Genomic DNA, 20,879 nt, shown 5'->3' on the forward strand with positions numbered 1-20,879 from the left:
TTAGCGAAGTTGTCCAGAAATGGTGCTGACTGCAGCCATCTCAGCTGCTTCTTGCTCCTGCTGCTCCTGACGCTCACGTGCATCAAGCACTTCTTTAGTGATCAGGCTTTCTTCGATTTCACGAAGAGCGATAACGGTTGTCTTATCGTTTTCTTCCTGAACCAGTGCGTCTTTACCACCTGTTTGCATTTGACGTGCGCGTCGTGCGGCGACCAGTACGAGATCGAAACGGTTGCCAATTTTTTCAACGGCGTCTTGAACGGTTACGCGTGCCATGAAGAACTCCAGTAAGTAATTAAATCAAAATGACCGAAAATTATACAAAAGCGAGGGTTATTGTGCCAGTAATCTCTCAAGCATATCGTGATATTTGGCAGCCTGCTTTCCTTCTTTCATCCGCTCTGCGCGAATTATAGCTTTAAGATCCATCAACGCGACGTCAAAATCGTCGTTAACAATCAAATAATTATACTCATTGTAATGAGAGATTTCAGAACAGGCTTCTTCCATACGTTTGGCGATCACCTCTTCTGAATCTTGCCCCCGAGCGTTCAGGCGACGTTCCAGCTCCTCACGGCTCGGTGGCAGAATAAAGATACTTTTTGCTTGCGGCATCATCTTGCGGATCTGTTGAGCACCTTGCCAGTCAATATCCAAAAAGATGTCTACGCCGTTTGCCAACATTTCCTCGATCCACAGGCGTGATGTGCCATAAAAATTGCCGAATACTTCAGCGTGCTCGAGAAATGCTTCTTGCTCAATCAGTGCTTTGAACTCATCAACCGCGACAAAGTGATAGTGCACGCCATTTTCTTCACCGGGACGCATCGCGCGGGTGGTGTGAGAAACGGACACTTTCATGTCGTAGCGAGGGTTATCTTTAAGCAGAGCAGAAATAAGACTCGACTTACCCGCACCGCTCGGTGCAGAAACGATATAAAGCGTACCTTGGCTCATGGTTCAGATCACTGTGAGGTTAAAGGGCGCGCAGAGTAGCACGAACACCAAAAAATTTGAATTCTCCTTTATACAGGATAACGGAATTTGCTGTCCATGCTGGGATGTCGGCCAATTAATGCCATCTGGTCATGTTTCTTTCATCTTTCAAAGTACCTTACAAATAGTCCTAAAGAAAAAGCGTTATTTATCAGTTTCATAGAATTGAGCCGTAAATCGCAACCCATTGATTATTCATTCGCCAACTCTGATATATCGATATAGTGTTATACACAGATATAGCACTGAAGCGAACAATGCATATCTGTAGAGAAAGTTACGGCCAGGCAACACGTGGCAATGGAACGTGCATGAATCGGTATGGAGAAAATCATGGCTTCACCTATTGAGGTAGAGAATGTGGTAAGCAGCGAGGGTGGATTTCGACAAAGTGCGGGAAAAGCGCTATCGGCTTTTCGCTTCTCGTTCAAAATCAGCATTCTTAAAATAATTAATATAAACATCAATTATGTGAAGTCAGAGTAGACATCATGCTGACGATACCGTTTCGCAATACAGAGGAAATCATTGAGTGTTACATCAAGACTCAAAAATAAAGAAAGGGCACGCGTATGTCGGAATGGAATGAAAACCAGCCAATTTACCGCCAACTGGCAGACACTATCAGGCAACAGATTTTGCAAGGTATGTGGCAGGAAGGGGAGGCACTTCCGTCGGTGAGGGTAGTGGCTGCAGACATGAAAATTAACCATCTAACGGTGATGAAAGGATATCAGCTCATGGTTGACGAAGGATTGATTGAGAAAAAGCGTGGTCAGGGTATGTTTGTCGCAGAGGGTGCGATGAGTGCATTGCGTGAAGAACAACAGCAACAATTCATTGAACAACAAATTCCAGCGATAGCGGCTGTGCTGACTCAGACAGGGATCTCGTTGGATGAATTTGTCGCAAAGCTTAAAGCTTGCATGGGAGAAAAATAATGGCACCCCTTGTTGAAGTGAAGAAGGTTTCCAAACAATACGGCAGTTGGCGAAAAACGAATGGGGAAGCATTGTCTGATGTCAGCTTCACCCTACATCCGGGGCAAATAATGGGGCTCTTGGGGCACAATGGTGCGGGCAAATCGACCTTGATTAAAGCCCTTCTTGGCAGTCACAAAGCCGATGGCACCATCAAGATTAATGGCTCAGACCCTATTGCTGATCGCACAGAGGTCATGAAGTCCTTGTCATATATCTCTGATGTGAACGTTCTACCGGGATGGATGAAGGTTGGCGATCTGCTGAAATATGTCGATGGCGTTCACCCAAGCTTTAACCTCGAGAAAGCCCGCGCAATTCTTAACAGCACGGATGTGACTGAAGATAAAAAGATCAAAACCTTATCAAAAGGCATGAAGGTACAGGTGCATCTGGCTATTGTGGTGGCTACCGATACCAAGGTGTTGATTCTCGATGAACCCACGCTTGGTCTCGATTTAATGTATCGCGACGTTTTCTACCGCCACTTGATTGAGTGGTTTGAGGATGGTCAGCGTTCAATGATCATCGCCAGCCATGAAGTGGCGGAAATTGAACATCTGCTGACAGATGTATTGATCCTCAAGAAAGGTAAGACGGTGTATCACGGCTCGATGGAAGATATGTCGTCGAAGTACTTCATGTTAGAAGCCAGCCAGACTGCAGGCGACAAAGTTGCGCCGCTTGCTCCTATCTTCAGCCGTAAAGGGCTGGGCACCTGCGAATGGATGCTGGATGCCAAACACATTGATGCGGTCAGAGAGCTGGGTACACACAAACCTGTTCAGTTGGCCAACCTGTTTCTCGCGCTGCAAGGGGAGGAAGCCTGATGCAAGCCCTGATTCAAATGTTTAGAAGAGAATGGCTGGAAAAGAAATTTATCAGCAACGTCGTGGTGTTTTTCCTCGCTTTAGTACTTATTTCAACCGCTGCGCTTGTTTGGAATGCTGACAACAACGCCAGACTGTTTCCAGAGATGTTAGACGAAGAAACGGCGGCAAAACGAAGCCTGACTTTGTCTGAGTTTATTCAGACCGAAGGAGTGTGTACCATTGGTGATGTGAAGGGGGGCGCCTTAACCTGTGGCCTCGGCTTTGCGGTATTTGTTCCTGCCATCATTGCTGTTGTTTTGATTATCCAGTACTTCAGCCTCTCGTTCAGGAAAGCCCGAAGTGACGGCAGTGCGATGTTCTGGGCCGGAATGCCAGTCAGCTCAACCAAAGATCATGCAGTTAAACTGGTATTTGGATTGATTGGGATACCGTTAATGTGTTCTCTTATCATGTTGGCTATCTCGCTGGGGCTATGGTTGTTCGCGATGGTGCTTGGCACACCTGACGAATTTTGGCCTCAGGAGCTGACGTTTGTGGGAATGATGCTTAACTTCCCTGTGTATGCGTTTTCTCTGGCGCTGTCTGGTGTATTGCTGCTCCCTGCGGCTGTCGTCCTGATGACAATGTCGCAACTATTCCGTCATCCGGTTCTGGTGTTGGTTATTGGCTTCATAGTGATTGACTTACTGAGTATGCTGTTTCTCGACATCGAGGTGGGAGGTCTGATCCTTGAGTCTATGTTCATGTTGTCGACTCAGATCTTCTGGAATGTCTATGGTGACCAAACTGTACCGCTGGGTTTCACCGCTTACAATATGGTTTTGTACGTTGTGTTGGCAGCAGGTGGCCTTGCAAGCAGCTTGTGGCTGAGCCGTACTGTCGACGTTGAGCTTTTCCAGCGCAAAGCGAGAGCGTAAAACGCACAACATCAAAACAGAACAAACCTATGGGAGGCCATTTTGGCCTCCTTTTTTATTGCTGGCAGTGACGTCAGCTTAGTGTACGTCGGGGTGATAAATCGGTTGTATGACATTGCCAGCAGGGTCTTTACAGTGAAATGACCAAGCGCCATCGGTGTGTTTGTGGGGTTTATCTAACAGTGGTACGTCCTCAGCAACAAAGTAGTCGTAGAGTGTTTGTAGGTCGTCGACAGACTGGACAATAAAACCAAAATGATCGAGCGCTGAACCCGTATTGTTGGTTTCATTCTGGGCTCTCCCCAGCGAGAGATTGTCATTGCCAAGTGTCAGGTACACCAGATTGTCGCTTGCGCGTCTCAATACCTTCATACCCAATATTTTGGTGTAGAAAGCTTCGCATTCCTCCAGGTTCTGCACTTTAAGTGCAAGGTGCCGGAGTCCGTGTAAAGTAACTGGGTTTTCCATACCTTCCTCTTTTGAGAACAATATTTAAATAAAATTGTATACAATTTAACCTGAGGGCTGTTGAAAAGATGTAACGAAAGTGAGGATCAGGTCATGAATAAAGGGATGTACTGCATCGTGGTGAAAAACCAGATTGTGACAGGTGAAGAAGATGCTTATCTCAAGGCGATGTTGGAAAACGCGGAGGCATCTGTTCGTGACGAGCCGGGATGTCTGACGTTTGATGTTGTCGCCGCAAGAGACGAGGAGAGTACCTTTTATCTCTATGAGGTCTATCGCGATCAGGAAGCGCTAGCGGAACATAAACAGACTGCGCATTACCTGAAAAGTCGCGAGCAAATACACGGGCTGGTGGTTGATCAGTCTGTTTTACGGGCCGATGTGGTAGCGTTGAACAGCGTCAAGAGTGTTGCTGGCAATACCGAGACGAAAAGTAAAGGCTGAGCCGATGATAAAAAGGCAGCCCACATGGAGCTGCCAATGAATTGAGTGAGTCGATATTAAGCGGGTACTTCCAGTGCGGTCTGGTCAGACGATTCTTTGGCTTCGTACTGTTCGGCCTGCAGTTTCCAAAGTTCGGCATATTCTCCGTTGCTTTGTTTTAGCGCTTCTGGGCTGCCATCTTCCGTTATTTCGCCCTGCTTCAGCACAATAACCCGGTTCAGCATGTTCACTGATCCCAACCTGTGTGTGACCATCAGCGCCGTTCTTCCCTGCATGAGTGCAGCAAATTGTTTAAACAATTCAGTTTCCACCCTTGGGTCCATGGCGCTGGTCGGCTCATCAAGCATGATCAATCCGCACTCACGTACCAAAGAGCGCGCCAATGCAAGACGCTGCCACTGCCCGCCGGAGAGATCGGTACCATCAAATTCTTTCCCGAGTTGTGCATCGAGTGAAAGCGTATCCGACAATGGGAATTTTGCATCGTGTGCCGCCTGTGCCAGCACTTCGGGTTTATTCATACTGGCGGTGCTGCCAAGGGCAATGTTCTCTTCAATGGTCAGGTCGTAGCGACCAAAGTTCTGGAATACAGCACCGAGGTATTCGCGCCAGCTGTCAAGATCAAGATCTCTAATGTCAATACCGCCAATCGAGATATATCCCTCTGTTGGGTCGTAGAAGCGGCAAAGCAGCTTGATAAGCGTACTTTTCCCAGCGCCATTTTCTCCCACTAACGCAATGTGCTCACCGTCATTGATCGTTAGTGAAATATTTTTCAACGCAGGACGACCGTCCGGGTAAGAAAAACTGACGTTATGGAAACGAATAGTTTTATCTTCCGGCAAAGGTAAACCGTAATATTTGAACGTAATCTCTGGCTCGATATCCTCAAGTTCCTTCATTTTTTTGAAAAACGGCAGGCTGTCGCCAAAAGAGCCGAGGACCACGGCCAAGACACTACTATTGACGGAAAACAAAGCCAGAGACTGTACCAGACCCATCAGATCGCCGACGCTAAACGTTGAACTGGTCATCATTGGGGTCAGGTAGTAGAAGGTGATACCGAGGCTGATGACATAGAGGAGGCTCCATTTTTGTGGTGAGATCGCTGTTTGAACTCTGGCACTGGCAATACTTTTCAGATATTTGTCATAACTTTGCTGGTATTTTTCTATAAAAAAGGGTGCAAGTTTAAACAGGCGAGTTTCTTCTGCTTTTTTGGGGTCCAGAATAGTTTGAAGGAAGTACTTGAAGCGACGAGGCTCCTTACCGTGCCGGAGTATGAATAGGAACAACTTATGTTTAGCGGAAATTGTCGACCAACTGAGAGGCAATAGCGGTAACATCAGTGCCACTGGCAGCCACCACCCCAATGATGCAAGAACCACCATCAAGGATACGCTAACTAATACTACCCGGAGAAGCGTAAACGCATTGACGACCATCCCCAAAGGTCGATGAGCCGACTCGCGAGCCATTACCTCAATAGTGTCATGGATCTCTGTTTTTTCGAGTGTTGCCAAATCAGGAATTGCCGAAGCAGATTTCATGATTTGTACCTGTGCTTTGCGTGTCAGTTTATCATTGAGCAGTAGTTGAAAGAGGTTTATCAGAGGTTGAAGAATAATGGGTAGAGCAAATGTGGCGGCCCATAACAAGGGTAGCCATTGGGGTATATCCCCGTTCTGAAAGGCGTCACCCAGCATCATACTGATTTTAATATTGATGGCTGGCATTAAACCTTGAATAACCATTAACACCAAAAAAAGCAGTGCAATAACTGGCGAAGCTGAAAAGAGCATGCGGAAGATATAGGACAATAAAGAAAACGTTGTTTTCATAATGGGTGTTGAGCTCCTGCATAAGAGATGGGAGCGCTAATATTGCTGATTTAACCCCCGAATAGGGCGATGTTTTTTGTTAATGCGGCGGGGTTAGCTCAAAGAGCACCAGCCCGAAATTGGTGGATGCCAATGACTCAAGTTGTTGATATAATTAAGGCCAAGAAATAAAACCGCCCAGCTACGGGCGGTTTTTTTGTTTTCATCAGCTAGCCTTGGTGGGCTTTTTTGCTGTGGTGCGACGCGCGGTAGTTGATGTCGCTTTTTGCGCGGGTTTAGTGGTTGCCGCTGCTTTCGGTTTATCTGCTGCAGACTTTCTTGCTGTAGTCGCTGTTTTTGTAGCGGCTTTAGGTTTTGATGCGGTGGCCGATTTGGTCTTTGAAGCTGTTGGCTTTGTTGCCGCTTCAGGCTGCCAAACAGGTTCTTCAGAGATTGCCTCTTCTGGTGTGCTCAGAACACCCTGACATCCCCATGCACCGTTATCGAGGCGCGTATGGAAGCGAACTGGCTCGTGCTCGTGAGGCTTCTTGCTTCGTGCCGCTTTCCACGGAGAGTGGGCCAATGCTTCTTTCATATCCGAGTAACCCGTCTCGCTTCTTCTTCGGATTGAACGTCGGGAAAACTCGGTGTCGCTGAGCCAGGTGTGGTCAGAGAAGGGTTCGAACGTAATATGAACAATGTCGATATTTCTACCATGTACCTTCTCATACTCGGCTTCACTTAATTGACCACTCTTCACAACACTCTGTAAATGCCTGAAATTGTGTTGTGCAACGACAGCGTCAATTTGGGCTTTAGAACGACTGGCATACTGAATCTCTTTTTGTCGCCATTCAACATCAGACAAGTTCTTCGGGCGTTCGCCGTTCGGATTCCATAAATCGACCATAAAAATAAGAAGGTCTTCATCTCTCTCTGCACGATCCAGAATACCGTTAAGTGGGGTGTTAGAGACGACACCACCATCCCAGTAATAGTAATCACCGATTTTCGTTGCTGGGAAGGCAGGAGGCAGAGAGCCACTTGCAACAGCATGCTCTGGTCCCATTGGAAGCAGTTCTTCTTCGCTGTCGAAGAATTTTAATACACCGTCAGTCACACGTGTTGCGCCGACAGTGAGCCGTGCTTTACCTTGTTCTGATTCGTTGGTTTTCAGCAAATCAAAATCACACATCTCGCCCAATGTATTTCTCAAAGGCGTCGTGTCATAGAAGCTGGTGGCAGCATCCGTACCAGGCGCTGACGTCAGCGGCCCAACAACCCATGGCAGCCGCGGTGTAAAGAAGTCAGGTTGCCCGAACATCAGCGATGCGCCTACATTCATCCAGTTGAACAGATACCCCATGTCACCCAATTTGTCATTGGTGGTGAAAGGCGTCGGCCATAACGATTGATTGTAAGCTGGCGTGCTTTTTATTGTTGCTTCGACGAGCTGCTTCATGAAAGGGTTAAACTGCCAGAATGCTTCCATGGATTTCAGCAAAGCATCAGTATCGTTATTGGCGAACGTTGAGTTAACGCCTTGTCCCCAGTTCATCCACTGAAGGTTAGAATTACTGCTTGTAAAATTATCCTGAGGGTCTGTCATCGGGTAGGAGATTCTGTCCCAAAACGTTTCCAAAGTGGTCAGGCGATCAGATTCTTTGTTAGCGGCGAGCAGCGTTGCGTTGATCGCACCAATTGAAATGCCAGCAAACCAATCAACACCGTGAAAATCTTCATTCTGAAGTATCTCTTCCTGTAGGCTTTATAAACGCCAATCTGATAGGCACCCAGTGCACCGCCGCCTTGTAATACCAGACAGACTTTTCGTTTCTTTCCGTTTACCGCGATAGTCATTGTTTACTCCTTGGGCAAATAACTCCAAATGTCTTGATATCTGTACAGTATTTATGCGTCAGAAAGAAAATGAATCGATGAAAATTTGTCAAAGGATGACATGAGTATGCTTTGTATGTAATTGAGATTTAGGTAGTTATCCCTTATGAGATGTGATGCATTTTGAAATTGAAGGTGTGTTTTCGCAAATGCAACGCACTGCATTTCCTTTTGGGTAACTAGAGTTGCTTGGTGAAGCGACGCAATATGCGTTTTTTTAGCAATCACTGTGCATTGGAGGTGTATGGATGAATAACGTTAGGTCAGCTCTAAAAATCGGCGTCTTGATATGGATCTCGGTGTTTAGTTCATCGGTAAGTGCCACCTATGTTCTCGAAAGTGTCGAGTTTGACGGCGCAAGAGAATTCACAAAGGTCACAACGACGCTTCGAAGTAACACTCGATATCTCATCGATATTCACGCTATCGATGAGCAAAACTGGCGTGACTTTTTTTGGCCTAATACGGTAGATGGTTGGACACGTTCATGGGCACACGATATTCAGGAATACTTTTCACGCTTTCTTGCCATGAACAAAAGCATCCGTCTAGGCTCGGTGATGGTTTGTCCGAATAACAATAATGCTGAGTGTCTATCCCGTAAGGATTTTGCGGCACTGGATACCCGGCAGCGGCCTAACTTTGTCGGGAAAACACTTTATTTTAAAATTAATGATGTCATTTTCCCGTTTGCGTGGACGAACAACTATGGCAAAGCCGTGGTAATGATCTCTGAATATTAATAGTTTGGTTTTATAAAGGCGGTTGAGATCGCCTGTTAACCTTGGTTCGATTCAATGACAGGCATACCTTTTACTTTTCCCAATCAAATTTCATTAACACCCTAAGTAATAAAGCAAATGAGAATTTTCGATTAGGGACGCATTCGTGCATTCGTTTTGTGTAGTGAGATCATGGTGTGATCTATAGTGGCTTCTGCGTATCGGTTTTGAAGTAAGGAGCCTTAAGAAAATACATGGAAGTAATTGAGTTAAACCCTCATTCAGAAGAGGTCATATCGGTCATTGAGGATATCGATACATTGATGAACTCACTGTATCCTGCTGAAAGCAATCAGTTGTTGTCAGCCGAGGAATTGTTGAGTGACGATGTTTATTTCATCGGAATGCATGAAGGTGAAGAACTTGCAGGTTGTGGTGCAATTGTTCACAAGCGCGATGACGGCGTATATGGCGAATTAAAACGCATCTATGTTAAGCCTAAGTATCGTGGAAAAGGTATTTCCAAGTCGATAATAAACGCCCTCATAAAGTACGCCAAAAAAGAAAGATTCCATGCTATTCGACTGGAAACAGGCGTTAAACAGCCTGAAGCGATTCATCTCTACACACGTTTTGGGTTCAAGAAACGGTGCGAATTTGGCAGCTATCAGTTCGACCCGTTGAGTGTTTATATGGAGCTCGACTTAACTCACGAATAGCCAACAGAATTGATTGATAAGTAATCCCGCAGGCTTAAAAGCACAACTACTTTGTGGATGAGTGAAAATATGGACAAGAGAAGTCAGCAGTATTTGGAAGCGTACCTAGATACTCTACCTGCTGAATCACTGAGCAAATATACCTCATTCAGTGCCGATTATTTTTGCGCTGACGAATACAACGCCAACTTATGCGCCCAATTGATTCTCCATGGCGAGAAGCGAGCGTCATGCAGCATGGATTACTGGTATAGCCATGAAGGTGAAAAAATGCCTGAAGTCGGGCACCTTCAGGTTGTGACTGACTGGCAGGGCAACCCTGTCTGTATTGTCGAAATCACCTCAGTATCAAGGTGCAAATATAGTGATGTACCAGAAAGTTTTGCCGAGGAAGAGGGCGAGGGAGATAAAAGCTTGGCGTGGTGGCGAAAAGCGCATTGGAATTTCTTCTCGAAAGAATGCGATGAGTTAGGTATCCAGCCCAGCGAAGACATGTTGCTCGTTTTAGAACACTTTAAGGTCGTCTACAGCCAAGAGATGAAGTTAAGCATTTCCCAAACCTAAGATGGTTAATGACGGAAGCGCTATTCTCTTACTACTTTTCAACGGGCATTGAGACGGACTTTGTCGATAATAAAACTTATAAGATGTGCGGTCACTGAAGGCCAAAAAGAGTCTTTCTCTCAAGGACAATCAGTTTGGAGTGAGCTTAAAGGATGTGACGGCTTCGAAGGCCAATGCGGAGGTTGGTCTGAAGACGGTGAGGCTTTGGTCTTGGGCCAGTGGCGCTCAAAAAAACATGTTTCGGCGTTTATGGAATCTGTCCATGATGCTCTCGCATTGAAAAGTCATCAACAACGCACCTATCGCTATTGCGATGTTCATTACTTTGAAAAGGTAAAGAATATTCAGCCGATAGTGGATAATGTCATCCAGCCAAATAGATCTTTCATTCATTTGACATTGTATCGACAAATTCAGCATGTAAATCGATTCACCCACGATATCCTAAATACAGAAAATCCTGAACCCAAAGCGTCTGATGGCATGCTTGGTGGCTTTCTGGCTAGGGGTATATCAGCCGACGATTGTTTTCTTGTCGCTACCTTCTGGCGTTCATACTCGCATTTTAAAGGGGATAGAAGAATCACTCCCTGTCGTATCAGAGGCGCAGAGCAATCAGGCAATGTATCCGAATGGAGGGTAAATGAAGAGGCCGCATGGAAGGTCTCTCCATTGTAGCAGCGCCGATGAAATTTCTGACACAAAGAATGGCGCGTGGGTCATTGTGTTGTGGTTAAGGGTTCAAGCTGGTCGGTCGCTTTCACTATTCCTTACAAACTATGACGGCGCCTTTGTCGGTCTCTTTGATTTTATTCTTTAAATATGTAGTCGGTACGCTTACCGCGATAGGCAAACCTGTTTCGTGAGAGAGGCCAACTTGAGTTCCGTACTTCAAGAACTTTGTTTGGAAAGACATCATCGCTTTACTTTTAAAAGGTTCGAGTAACCCTAGCGTCATGCCCTTCTCCGCGCAAAACTCCTCTGCCCGCTGAGGTGTGAACAGCTTATGCTTTTCCTCAAACTTGTTATTACCATTGAGTATCTGATGTCTGGAGGAATACACGATCTGATTATTTTTGTAGGGGTACCCAAATGAGCCTGGATAATTTAGCGCAAGGTTCGCTTGTTGGAAGAAATCATCATTGCTACCGCCAATAAAGATCAATGAAGTGGGTGCTTCTTCCTTCGAAGACACTGCACTGGTTGGCTTTTCAAATACTAGACTGAGTGTATTTTCAGGCGGTGTCTTGTCATTCACATCACCAAGTGTTTGCGCCTTTAAAGTAGGTATGTTCTCAAAGATGTAGGTATTGCCATCAGCCACCACACGGCTTGGCTCGATGTTCTGTTGTTGGCCATTACCATCATTAAACTCTGCCCGGCTAAGTTTTAGAGTATCTGTTGCCAGTAACATAAACTTGTCGATGCCTCGTGTTGATTCAGAGCCACCCTCTTTATCGAGTAACTGGATCGTTACTTTGACTTCATCGCCAAGATCCGTGCTTTCGTGCATCACTGCCAGCGTCGGCGTATTTTGCTCGACATGACTGTCAATATAAAAGTGATTCCAATGGTCTCTGACAAAATCACCTGTTTTCGCTGGATATCCGTACGTCATGCCACCTTTGTGAGAAAATCCATGGTTGTGCATTTTCTCATGCATGAAGGTGGTCTTCGGGCGAGTTGCCCCCTCTTTGAACAGTCTGAAATCACGAACGCTGAGCCACCCATTACCAACGGTTGCGACTCCGTTGGCTGAAGACGTAAGCATGGTGTACTTGGCCGAGGCTTATTCGCAAGCATGCTAATATGCTTTACCGTATTTTCAGAGTTATCGTTGGGTTTGAACGATATGTCATCGTCAGACGGCGATAACGCACGTGTATGCACCGTATCATGTGTCTCACACCACTCATCCTCATGGAATTGGCGACTAAACCGTAAAGATTTATTCATGTACCCTTCAATAAAGGAAATGAATTCATAGTTATAGCTGTAGTTATTGAAAACCTGTTTAAGACCACGTATTTCCTTTTCATACTGATAGGTATTGAGCTCAGTCGGCATCGCATATTTGGCTTGAGCCGGCTTAATATCCACGTATTCCTTAACTTTCGCTTTGAAGAAAGGCTGCTCTTCTATGAAGTGAGCTTTGGACAGTTTCTCACTGAACTGGGTGGGAAGTTCAATATGCAAACGAGTAAATGGGGCGATTAGCTTATTCACCTTCACAATGCTGTCATCCAACTGAATGAGGGGGTGGTGCACATATCTGGGCGTGTTGTTTACCAGCTCAATCATGCCGGGGGTGTGATGAACAATATGAATATCATCGATGTCATACCCATCAAAGTAGTTGCGGCTAATTTCGGTCGTGTCTTTCACTGTGAAGATTGTGTGTTTAGGTTGGAATTCCGCTATGATCTCACAGTTATTCGTTAGCTCGCTGATGACTAGGCTGTCTCCGTCTCGCGTACCGCCACAACCTGAAATACTGAGAAGCGAATGGTGTTTATCCGGCGTAGCTGTGAACGTTTTCGAATCCCCGTAAGCCAAGTCAAACGCCGCTGGACTGATGGACCCTTGACCACTCAGGTTCGAGGTGATCTTATAAAGTTTGGGTTGGAATTCCGCTTTGATCTCGCAGTTATCTGTTAAAGCGCTGATCACTAGACTGTCCCCGTCACGCGTACCGCCGCATCCTGAAAAATTGACAAGCGAATGATGCTCATCAGGGGAAGCGGTAAACGTTTTCAAGTCACTATGTGTCAAGTCATAGGTCACTGGCTGATGGCTCCCTCGCCAGTCGTACTTGACGTAATTTTGTAAAGGGTTGGTTTGAATTCCGCTTTGATCTCGCAGGTATTTGTTATCGCGCTGACGACAAGTTTGTCTCCATTTCGCGTGCCGTCGCATCCTGAAAAGCTGGCAAGTGAATGGTGCTCATTGGGTGAAGCAGTGAAGGTTTTCGAATCACCATAGGCTAAGTCAAACGACGTTGGGCTGATGGTTCCCTGACCAGTTTTATCTGAAGTGATTGTGAAAACGGAGGGTTTTATGTTGATGTCGACATGACAATCTTTTATGACGTTGCTGATTGTATACCCGTCTTTGGTCAGCGAACCGTCACAGCCTGTTGCCGACTCGATATAGTGGTGTTCGGATACAACTAACTCTATGTGAGTGCTGTCACTTTCTTTGAACTGCGCCGAGTCTGATTTAGTCAGCGTTTTATTACCAGAGAAGTATCCTGAACCCTCTCCTTCAATAGAAAAACCAACAACGAAGAGGTTCTGATTGTCTAATTTAGAATCAGTATCACCTGAGCGTGTCGGAGTGGTTGAGCTTCCCTGATTATCACAACCCGCAAGTAAATAAGAAAACAAAAGGGCGGAGAGTAAAATTTTCATACCGACTATGCCTAATATAAAACTATTAAATAACCCACTATTTAATAAGCATATACTCAATAGCCGAGAGGTGACTGAAACTTAAATAGCCTCGTTGCCTTTTCGCATTTATAGGAGTTTCTCGCTCTCTGTTTCCACACTTCAAACCCGAAATAAGACGGTACTCAAGTTTATTCGATAAGCATCCACATTACTCGTGGTCTCCTCTTTCGAGTATTTTGCGAGCCAAAGGGATTTGTGATTGAGTTGACCGACTAGATCGAGATACTTCTGTTTGACGAGGAAATATGACGGATGCCAGAAACAGTATCGCTTCCTAGCTGAGGTCTATGGCGTCACGATTCGTTACCCCATCCAAGGGAGTCGTGAAACGCGCCCCCCTATTTCCCTCTTCCTGAATCCTAGCCCTATACGTTGTTTTTGAGGTGTACCACGTGTACCAACCTTTAAATTCAACAGGTTACGCTGCTACACCTTGGTACACCTATGTGTAGCAGGTGTACCATGAGTTTTTTCAATGGGTTAGAGGTGTACCAAGGAAAGTGATGAAGTCAGGATGGATGCAATTTATGTTATAAGTAACTGATTTTTATCATGGTACACCTTAGTAGTGGAAATAGGCGAAATCTTGGTACATATGATGTTTTTGGGTGTACCAGAGGGCTGACCTACCGAAATGGGAGGGTAGGTCGGTGATTTCTAGGGGAGGCACGCAGTATCGACAACAACTGATTTAACGCTTGGTAGGCTCGGTTTATATTGAGCACGTCGATGCCCATTAAGCTTGAAAGGAATTATGGCTAAAGTTTACTTCGTATGTGGCTTTATAGGCTCGGGTAAAACTACCTACTCCAAAGTACTTGCTGATAGACATGGAGCTTTCCGTTTCTCTATAGATGAATGGATGATCCCTTTGTATGGTGAGCATATGGAGCGCGAAGTCTTCGACAGCCGTTTGGCTACTCTTCAAGAGTTATTCAAAGATTCTGCGCTAAAACTAACTTCTCTCGGAGTTCCGGTTATTTTTGACTTTGGTTTTTGGTCCAAATCTGATCGAGATAACTTTAGCAGCTGGGCCTCAAAAGCGGGTGTTGAGAGTGAGGTTCATTATCTAGATGTCTCCTTTGATACATGCAAGGAAAGAGCGTTTGCGCGAAATTCAGATTCAAATGGCAAGTCATATAAAATGACACCCGCAATGTTAGATATGTTCTGGACTTGGTTTGAGCCTCCAACGCCAAACGAAAGTGTTTTCCGCGTTAGGTCAGAGAATTGCCGAGGTAACTAACAAATGCAGCCACAGGACAAAAAACTGACTGTGCAGGCAGGGGTTATGTGACTAAGTGAGCAGCATGAGAATAGAGAGAGTTTACGAACTACCCAGCCAAATCATGTCGTTAGTCAATGAAAGTGAGAGGGAAGGATTTCGGTTTCTTACCCGGCTGAAATCTGATTTCGATAGTCGTGTAAACACCTTTAGTAACGACGGTGAAGCCTTATTCGCTGTATTCGAAGCTAATGTTCTGATAGCTATAGGTGGCATCAATGTGCAAGAGGTATCGGGGGGCAGTTGGTAGGCTTCGTCGATTTTACGTGAAACAGTCGCATAGAGGGTACGGTGTTGGGGCCCGCTTATTAAAGCGAATCGAAGCTTTTGCATTTGATCACTTCAGTGAGATACGGCTGTTCACCGATACAGCGAGTGCTGGCAGGTTTTACGAAAAAAACGGATACCAAAAAGCCTACGAGCAGGGTGCTAATTACATCAAGCGTAAAGTCACATAACAATGCCATCAAACATCGTCCCTTTAGCAAAAATTGCTCGCCGTTTATGGCAGCGTTAGAGGGCGTATCACATCGGATTAGAGTTTATGGATAAACACATCGTAGCTTTGGGCGGCGGTGGTTGGATGATGGGAGAGGTGCAAAGTAAGTTAGATCGTTATGCTCTAGATCTTACGGGGAAAGAAGACCCTAAGGTTTGCTATATCCCTACTGCAACTGGTGATGCCGATGAAGCAATTCAACGATTCTATGACTCTGGTCTTAGCTCCAATCTAACCCATTTTCCATTATTCAAACCAGACCTAAATTGGCGGTCAAAGTTGCAGGAGTAAGATGTCATTTATGTTGGTGGTGGGAATACACGGTCAATGCTAGCTATTTGGCGAGAGTGGGGTATCGATAAGATACTCAGAGAATGTTACGAAAGCGGTATCGTATTGTGCGGAATGAGTGCGGGAGCTATATGTTGGTTTGAGCATGGTATTACAGACAGTAATCCAGAGGAATATACGGTTATAGATGGTTTGGGCTTCCTTCGTGGGTTGGCTTCCGCACACTTTACTGGCAGTGATGCAAAGGCTGATCTATTTTCAGATTTTTCTCAAAATAATTGCAGCGTACCATGCTATGGCATTAGTAACTATGCAGCATTACACTTTGTTAATGGTCATTTTTATCAATCAGTTACCAGCAAAAATGACGCCAAAGTGTTTATCGAAAATGCACTCAAATAAACGACTATCGCTTTCGAGTTAATCAAAAACACCTTCAGTAAGACGTAAATCGCCCATCATCGTGCCTAACTCAAATGTGTCTATCAAGTCAGTGGCTATTCACTGGACAAAAACAAGATCCACACAAAAGAAGAGTTTCAAACTTTAATGTCCTCCGACATGAAAGCCTTGAGGAAGAATGTGCTGAGCCATTCTTCCAACAAACACCTCATAAGGCCCCTGAGAGGAAATTCCTAGTGGGAACAAGAAATAACTCGATTGGCAGCCCAATTATTTCAATCGCAGGGTTCATGCCACACAAAAATATCAGAATGGATCCCTTGCTTGAGCGTAAACTGACGTAACCCCGCCTCAAATACCACAGAGACAGGATGCTCCAAAAACTCAAACTCAGCCGTAGACTTAGCAACCAAAGGCGCTGGATCCTCCCCTGTCATTTGCAACATCAGCGTTGATCCGTGAATGAAAATATCAATATCCACAGGTGCAGTTTCACTGGTATATTTCCCGGTGTAGTGACTCAGTTCATCACCGGAAAGCTTAATACAACTAAAATCAGGCAGGGTGACTTCTTCCCCATACGCCGCAGCAAGTAACTCATCAGCGATAGCTCGAGGACCAACAACCGCACCGTTGGCCAATACGCACACACTCACCTTCGACTCAAAATCGTAAAACAGCAATGAGATAAAGTCATCAATCGAACCAGTGTGTCCATAAACGACCCTGCCATTGACTTCACTCTTAAATATGCCTTTTCCCATATCATTCTGTATTTCAAACATCGACTGTAGTGATGATTCACTGATCAGTTGCCCGCTGAATAAAGCATGAATAAAGACACTTAAATCATGCGTGGAAGAGATCACTGCCCCTGCACCATGCGGGACACTCATATGAGCTGGTTTCGATATCTGTATCCACTGGTTATTCTGCATTTTATAGGAATGGACTTCTCGGGAGTCGGTATTAATATCTCCGCCAAAATATGTATCCATTAAACCCAACTTGTCCGTAATATATTTCTTCAGGTTTTGCTGATAGTTTTCTGCTGTGACAATCTCAATGATTTGCCCCAGTAAGTAGTAATTACTGTTGCTGTACTCAGCCTGACGTCCTGGATCAAACTGTGGCTCGAGACTTTCTATCCATTGAATGATCGTCTCTACATCTTGCCGGGTGCTCTCAAACGCTTCAAAATCGGGTACATTAGTGAAGCTTTTGACACCACTGGTGTGGCCAAGCAGCTGAGCGATAGCAATGCTATCGGCATGAGGAATATTCGGATAAAACGTCGATAGCTTTGTCTCTAGACATAACATACCTTTTTCAATCAGCGTGAAAATAAGCACACTGGTAAAGGTTTTAGTGATAGAGCCGATCCGGTACCTCAAAGTCTGTTCTGAACTGACGGTCTCACCGTTTTCATTCAGTCCAAGCGTATGATGATACTGCCTCATCCCGTTTTGATATATCGCTGCGCTTCCCAGATACTTTTTATGCTTCGCCAGTTCTGAAAAGTATCGGTTCAATATCATCGCCTGACTATCGGCAACCTGAGGATTATTTTCAGACACTTCGGTCGCGACTGTCGACACTTCATGCCATATTGAACTTGTCATCGTACTCTCCTTGTCAATTAACGTATGAAGCGTACACAGACACCGATGCCCATGGAAATGTTGACGTATGCTATTCGAACATAGCTCGCATTCATTTCACCTCAAGACGCCGACGTGCTGTCAATTTTTTCGTCAAAACCTTGCTTTCATAGCTAATTACTCAGTGGTACGGCTCAGGCTTTGTAGCCTAGATTTAGGATTTGTGTAGAAAAGTCAGCCCCTTAACAGGGCTACATGGATTCCCCCGTTCGTCAAATATCCGCTAGAGTTTTGAAGGTGGGTTTTGGACTGCTGACCTGCTCCCCAAAAACTAGACCATGCAGCACTAAGCCAAGAACCCATTAGTTTTTATTATCAAAAACTCAATCGCCTAAGTCATCTTGCCAACTTTATTCTGTCCAAATCTGCTCTATCTCGTCTGGTGTTAGCAATCCCGCGAACAACCTTTGTTTGAGTGACGTGTCTGAAATTCCAATCACGCATTTGAATTCAAAATCAGGTTGTTGTCTCTTGGTGGCTTAAACACGGTTTGTGGCAAAGTGAAATGCGGTAGCTTTTTCTATAGTTGCTGGCGGCAATCCGCGAAAGACGTGGAACAAGGGCTAACAAATGCAGCCACAGGACAAAAAACTGCTCCGCCATTTTTTGCCTGTGCTGGCAGGCGTTATGTGGTTTAAGGAATTGTAAATGAAAAGGGATCTATCAAAAATTAACATCACCAAGTTTGGCCTTTGTTCTTACTTAGTAATGGTGACATGTTTATTTCTTGGCTTTTCACAATAAAAATGAGAATACTAAAATCTAATATGAGTTCTTTTCTTCAAGCCTGCACCATAACCTTCGGACAAAGTCCACTATATAGCTTTGCATGGCTTACTCTGCTGATTTTGCGTGCACTTTCTTTTCCGTTTACCGTTTGGTTGACTGGGCAAATTATCGATGAAATCCTAGTCTTTGAAGACGCCTCCATGTGGCATCAAATCAAACTAGGTGCCATGTGGCTGCTTAGCTTAACCATAGCCAGTGCAGTCACTCCCTGGCATACCTACTTTCAATATGCCATCGCCGATGTTTCATTAAAGCAACTACAGTCAGATCTTATCGGTAAGTTGCACCAAACACCCGATCTCACCATGTTGGAATCGAAATCTTTCCACGACGACGTCAGCTTTGTACAACGCTGCCTGGAATACACGCCCGGAAACTTTATCTCTACTTGCGGCCGTATCGTCGAAAACTTGATCACCAGTGTGGCACTGATAGCCATAGTACTGCAGGTAAGTTGGTTAGTTGGCCTGATCATGCTGGCCGCATTACTGCCACATGCTTTAATGATGAAGTTCTTGGCCAAGTACAACCATTGGAACGCACGATTAAACACTGAGCCTTGGAAGGAAATCCAATATTGTTCTCTTTCGTTAAATGATGAGGCTATTAGCAAAGAATCACGTTTCTTTTCACTGGGTAACTACTTGGTGGACAAAACCCAGCTGCATTTCGACAAGCTTAATAGGCAACTAAAATCTGCTCGATTTAAAAGTACCAGCTACCCCATCCCTACCTTACTAATCCTGCAACTTGGCTCGGTGATCAGCCTGCTGTTGGTATTACAAGATTTTCAAGCTGGATTGATCAGCGCTGCGGCGATTGTAGTGGTATTGCAAAGCCTTTACGGGATCCAAAGCAGACTGGAAGCCCTGTTAGAAGGGGTTAATGTTGTCACCTATTACCTACTCAACTTCAATGCCATATTCCGCGTACAGGCTATTCAAGCAAAGATTCAGTTGGCGAAGCCCCCCTTGCCCTTAGTTCCCCAGCAAGAGGTAAACATACGCTTCGAAGATGTCAGCTTTGCCTATGAGGGGGGACCACTCGTACTTGATAAGATCAGCTTCACTTGGAACTGGGGTGAAAACATCGCCTTGGTTGGCCCTAATGGCAGCGGTAAATCAACCATAGTCAAACTCTTGCTGCGCTTTCTTGATCCAACGTCTGGAACTATTTATCTAAACAACAAGCCCTTACAGGAATATGATCTCGAACAATGGCGCTCGTTGATCTCTCCGGTATTCCAGCAGTTTGGGCAGTATCAATACAGTGTGCGCGAGAATTTGATCTTTGCTAACCCAAATTTTAGCGACGACCAACTTAAACAACTATTGACACAAGTTGGTTTGGACAATTGGTTTGCCAGCTTACCGCAAGGACTCGATACACGCTTGGGCAAACAGTTTGGCAACACAGATCTCTCCGGTGGCCAATGGCAAAAATTAGCCATCGCGCGCGCCTTGGCCAAATCTAACAGCTTGATGGTTCTGGATGAACCCACCGCCGCTCTGGATCCGTTAGTGGAATCAGAACTATATCAATTGTTTGCGAAGATTTGCCAAGGAAAATCCAGCTTAATGATCACTCACAGGCTAGGTTCCACCAAGTTAGCAGACAAGATAGTAGTGCTCAAAGAGGGCCGTACCATAGAAGTCGGCGACCATCATAAACTTATGGCTCTAAAGGGCCAATATGCTCAAATGTACTTAGCCCAATCGTCCTGGTATGACAACAAGGCGGCTCAAAATATTGCTTAGCGCGTTAGAGGATCTGTTGAACCTTCAAGTTCATTTTGTCAGCAGTTCGTTAGTGATGTTAATTGACGATTACGGTGAGAGAATTGCAGAGGTAACTAACAAATGCAGCCACAGGGCAAAAAAACGCCCCACTATATTTTGCCTGCGCTGGCAGGCGTTATAAGTCTAAAAGGTAAATACAACGAATGGAAACTGAGAGGTTAAAACTTCTTCCACCTTCGATGGAACTTCAACCTGATATGCTGGAAGCAATCATTGAAAGCAAAGCTGAATTGTCAGTTTTTCTTCCGTGGGTTCCTTATGCTTTGACTCAGCAAGACTCTGTTTGTAGTGGTTTAATGAACCCGGACACCATTTAAGGTGGTAAAGTCTCCACCAAAG

At 45.2% G+C, this 20,879-nt stretch carries 23 protein-coding genes and 1 pseudogene; 14 read left to right on the top strand and 10 right to left on the bottom strand.

Annotation, left to right across the window (positions count from 1 at the left end; translation table 11 throughout):
- The gene (rpoZ, locus tag CS022_RS12195; RefSeq protein WP_129122496.1) at positions 1 to 276 is read right to left on the bottom strand and encodes a DNA-directed RNA polymerase subunit omega; all 276 of its coding nucleotides are present in this window, start codon (positions 274 to 276) and stop codon (positions 1 to 3) included.
- A gap of 57 nt (positions 277 to 333) precedes the next feature.
- A complete protein-coding gene (gene gmk / locus CS022_RS12200; RefSeq protein ID WP_129122497.1) occupies positions 334 to 957 on the bottom strand; it encodes a guanylate kinase in 624 nt (207 codons plus the stop codon).
- Between the two features lie 372 nt (positions 958 to 1,329).
- Between gmk and CS022_RS24875 the strand changes: the two genes are divergently transcribed.
- From CS022_RS24875 to CS022_RS12215, 4 genes are all read left to right on the top strand, one after another.
- Positions 1,330 to 1,482: a hypothetical protein gene (locus CS022_RS24875; protein WP_161569620.1), complete on the top strand. Its 153-nt coding sequence runs from the start codon at positions 1,330 to 1,332 to the stop codon at positions 1,480 to 1,482.
- Between the two features lie 86 nt (positions 1,483 to 1,568).
- On the top strand, positions 1,569 to 1,937 hold the full coding sequence (locus CS022_RS12205) for a GntR family transcriptional regulator (RefSeq protein ID WP_129122498.1): 369 nt from the start codon (positions 1,569 to 1,571) through the stop codon (positions 1,935 to 1,937).
- Complete coding sequence (locus CS022_RS12210; RefSeq protein WP_129122499.1) at positions 1,937 to 2,806, top strand: ABC transporter ATP-binding protein; 870 nt, start codon at positions 1,937 to 1,939, stop codon at positions 2,804 to 2,806. Before CS022_RS12205 ends, CS022_RS12210 begins: the two co-directional genes overlap by 1 nt.
- Complete coding sequence (locus CS022_RS12215; RefSeq protein WP_129122500.1) at positions 2,806 to 3,726, top strand: hypothetical protein; 921 nt, start codon at positions 2,806 to 2,808, stop codon at positions 3,724 to 3,726. Before CS022_RS12210 ends, CS022_RS12215 begins: the two co-directional genes overlap by 1 nt.
- 78 nt (positions 3,727 to 3,804) lie before the next feature.
- On the opposite strand, the gene CS022_RS12220 is transcribed toward CS022_RS12215, so the two are convergent.
- Positions 3,805 to 4,194, bottom strand: a complete 390-nt coding sequence (locus tag CS022_RS12220; protein WP_129122501.1) for a VOC family protein — start codon at positions 4,192 to 4,194, stop codon at positions 3,805 to 3,807.
- Between the two features lie 93 nt (positions 4,195 to 4,287).
- Between CS022_RS12220 and CS022_RS12225 the strand changes: the two genes are divergently transcribed.
- The gene (locus tag CS022_RS12225) at positions 4,288 to 4,638 is read left to right on the top strand and encodes a putative quinol monooxygenase (RefSeq protein WP_235869484.1); all 351 of its coding nucleotides are present in this window, start codon (positions 4,288 to 4,290) and stop codon (positions 4,636 to 4,638) included.
- A 56-nt stretch (positions 4,639 to 4,694) separates the two neighbouring features.
- Here CS022_RS12225 and CS022_RS12230 read toward each other — a convergent pair whose 3' ends face one another.
- The 3 genes from CS022_RS12230 to CS022_RS12240 form a co-directional block, all read right to left on the bottom strand.
- Complete coding sequence (locus CS022_RS12230) at positions 4,695 to 6,479, bottom strand: ABC transporter ATP-binding protein (RefSeq protein WP_129122502.1); 1,785 nt, start codon at positions 6,477 to 6,479, stop codon at positions 4,695 to 4,697.
- Positions 6,480 to 6,684: 205 nt separating this feature from the next.
- Positions 6,685 to 8,166 (bottom strand): patatin-like phospholipase family protein, encoded by a 1,482-nt coding sequence (locus CS022_RS12235; protein ID WP_328590353.1) that lies wholly within the window; start codon positions 8,164 to 8,166, stop codon positions 6,685 to 6,687.
- Complete coding sequence (locus CS022_RS12240) at positions 8,106 to 8,318, bottom strand: hypothetical protein (RefSeq protein ID WP_129122504.1); 213 nt, start codon at positions 8,316 to 8,318, stop codon at positions 8,106 to 8,108. Before CS022_RS12240 ends, CS022_RS12235 begins: the two co-directional genes overlap by 61 nt.
- Positions 8,319 to 8,605: 287 nt before the next feature.
- Between CS022_RS12240 and CS022_RS12245 the strand changes: the two genes are divergently transcribed.
- The 4 genes from CS022_RS12245 (at position 8,606) to CS022_RS12260 (ending at position 11,040) form a co-directional block, all read left to right on the top strand.
- Positions 8,606 to 9,100, top strand: a complete 495-nt coding sequence (locus CS022_RS12245; RefSeq protein ID WP_129122505.1) for a hypothetical protein — start codon at positions 8,606 to 8,608, stop codon at positions 9,098 to 9,100.
- Positions 9,101 to 9,333: 233 nt separating this feature from the next.
- Positions 9,334 to 9,798: a GNAT family N-acetyltransferase gene (locus CS022_RS12250; protein WP_129122506.1), complete on the top strand. Its 465-nt coding sequence runs from the start codon at positions 9,334 to 9,336 to the stop codon at positions 9,796 to 9,798.
- 69 nt (positions 9,799 to 9,867) lie between these two features.
- Positions 9,868 to 10,362, top strand: coding sequence for an ASCH domain-containing protein (locus CS022_RS12255; protein ID WP_129122507.1), 495 nt, complete (start codon positions 9,868 to 9,870; stop codon positions 10,360 to 10,362).
- Positions 10,363 to 10,422: 60 nt separating this feature from the next.
- Complete coding sequence (locus CS022_RS12260; protein ID WP_161569621.1) at positions 10,423 to 11,040, top strand: YdbC family protein; 618 nt, start codon at positions 10,423 to 10,425, stop codon at positions 11,038 to 11,040.
- Positions 11,041 to 11,125: 85 nt separating this feature from the next.
- On the opposite strand, the gene CS022_RS12265 is transcribed toward CS022_RS12260, so the two are convergent.
- From CS022_RS12265 to CS022_RS12275, 3 genes are read right to left on the bottom strand one after another with little or no spacing between them, the layout of a single operon-like run.
- Positions 11,126 to 11,980: a hypothetical protein gene (locus CS022_RS12265; RefSeq protein WP_129122509.1), complete on the bottom strand. Its 855-nt coding sequence runs from the start codon at positions 11,978 to 11,980 to the stop codon at positions 11,126 to 11,128.
- Entirely contained in the window at positions 11,977 to 13,146 is a 1,170-nt protein-coding gene (locus CS022_RS12270) for an InlB B-repeat-containing protein (RefSeq protein WP_129122510.1), read from the bottom strand. The genes CS022_RS12265 and CS022_RS12270 overlap by 4 nt, the downstream gene beginning before the upstream one ends.
- Positions 13,143 to 13,772, bottom strand: a complete 630-nt coding sequence (locus CS022_RS12275; RefSeq protein WP_129122511.1) for a hypothetical protein — start codon at positions 13,770 to 13,772, stop codon at positions 13,143 to 13,145. The genes CS022_RS12270 and CS022_RS12275 overlap by 4 nt, the downstream gene beginning before the upstream one ends.
- A 796-nt stretch (positions 13,773 to 14,568) precedes the next feature.
- Between CS022_RS12275 and CS022_RS12280 the strand changes: the two genes are divergently transcribed.
- The 4 genes and pseudogenes from CS022_RS12280 (at position 14,569) to CS022_RS12290 (ending at position 16,291) form a co-directional block, all read left to right on the top strand.
- Positions 14,569 to 15,060 (top strand): AAA family ATPase, encoded by a 492-nt coding sequence (locus CS022_RS12280; RefSeq protein ID WP_129122512.1) that lies wholly within the window; start codon positions 14,569 to 14,571, stop codon positions 15,058 to 15,060.
- 64 nt (positions 15,061 to 15,124) lie between these two features.
- Positions 15,125 to 15,349, top strand: a complete 225-nt coding sequence (locus CS022_RS25345) for a hypothetical protein (RefSeq protein ID WP_201746269.1) — start codon at positions 15,125 to 15,127, stop codon at positions 15,347 to 15,349.
- Positions 15,318 to 15,557, top strand: a complete 240-nt coding sequence (locus CS022_RS28085) for a GNAT family N-acetyltransferase (protein WP_201746270.1) — start codon at positions 15,318 to 15,320, stop codon at positions 15,555 to 15,557. Before CS022_RS25345 ends, CS022_RS28085 begins: the two co-directional genes overlap by 32 nt.
- Positions 15,558 to 15,643: 86 nt before the next feature.
- A pseudogene (locus CS022_RS12290) lies at positions 15,644 to 16,291 on the top strand (Type 1 glutamine amidotransferase-like domain-containing protein).
- Between the two features lie 275 nt (positions 16,292 to 16,566).
- Here the strand turns inward: CS022_RS12290 and CS022_RS12295 are convergent.
- Positions 16,567 to 17,913 (bottom strand): serine hydrolase domain-containing protein, encoded by a 1,347-nt coding sequence (locus tag CS022_RS12295; protein ID WP_129122513.1) that lies wholly within the window; start codon positions 17,911 to 17,913, stop codon positions 16,567 to 16,569.
- Between the two features lie 806 nt (positions 17,914 to 18,719).
- Here CS022_RS12295 and CS022_RS12300 point away from each other — a divergent pair.
- Positions 18,720 to 20,498, top strand: a complete 1,779-nt coding sequence (locus CS022_RS12300; protein ID WP_161569622.1) for an ABC transporter ATP-binding protein — start codon at positions 18,720 to 18,722, stop codon at positions 20,496 to 20,498.
- Positions 20,499 to 20,879: the final 381 nt, after the last annotated feature.

The organism is Veronia nyctiphanis, from assembly GCF_004116385.1.
Lineage (GTDB): Bacteria > Pseudomonadota > Gammaproteobacteria > Enterobacterales > Vibrionaceae > Veronia > Veronia nyctiphanis.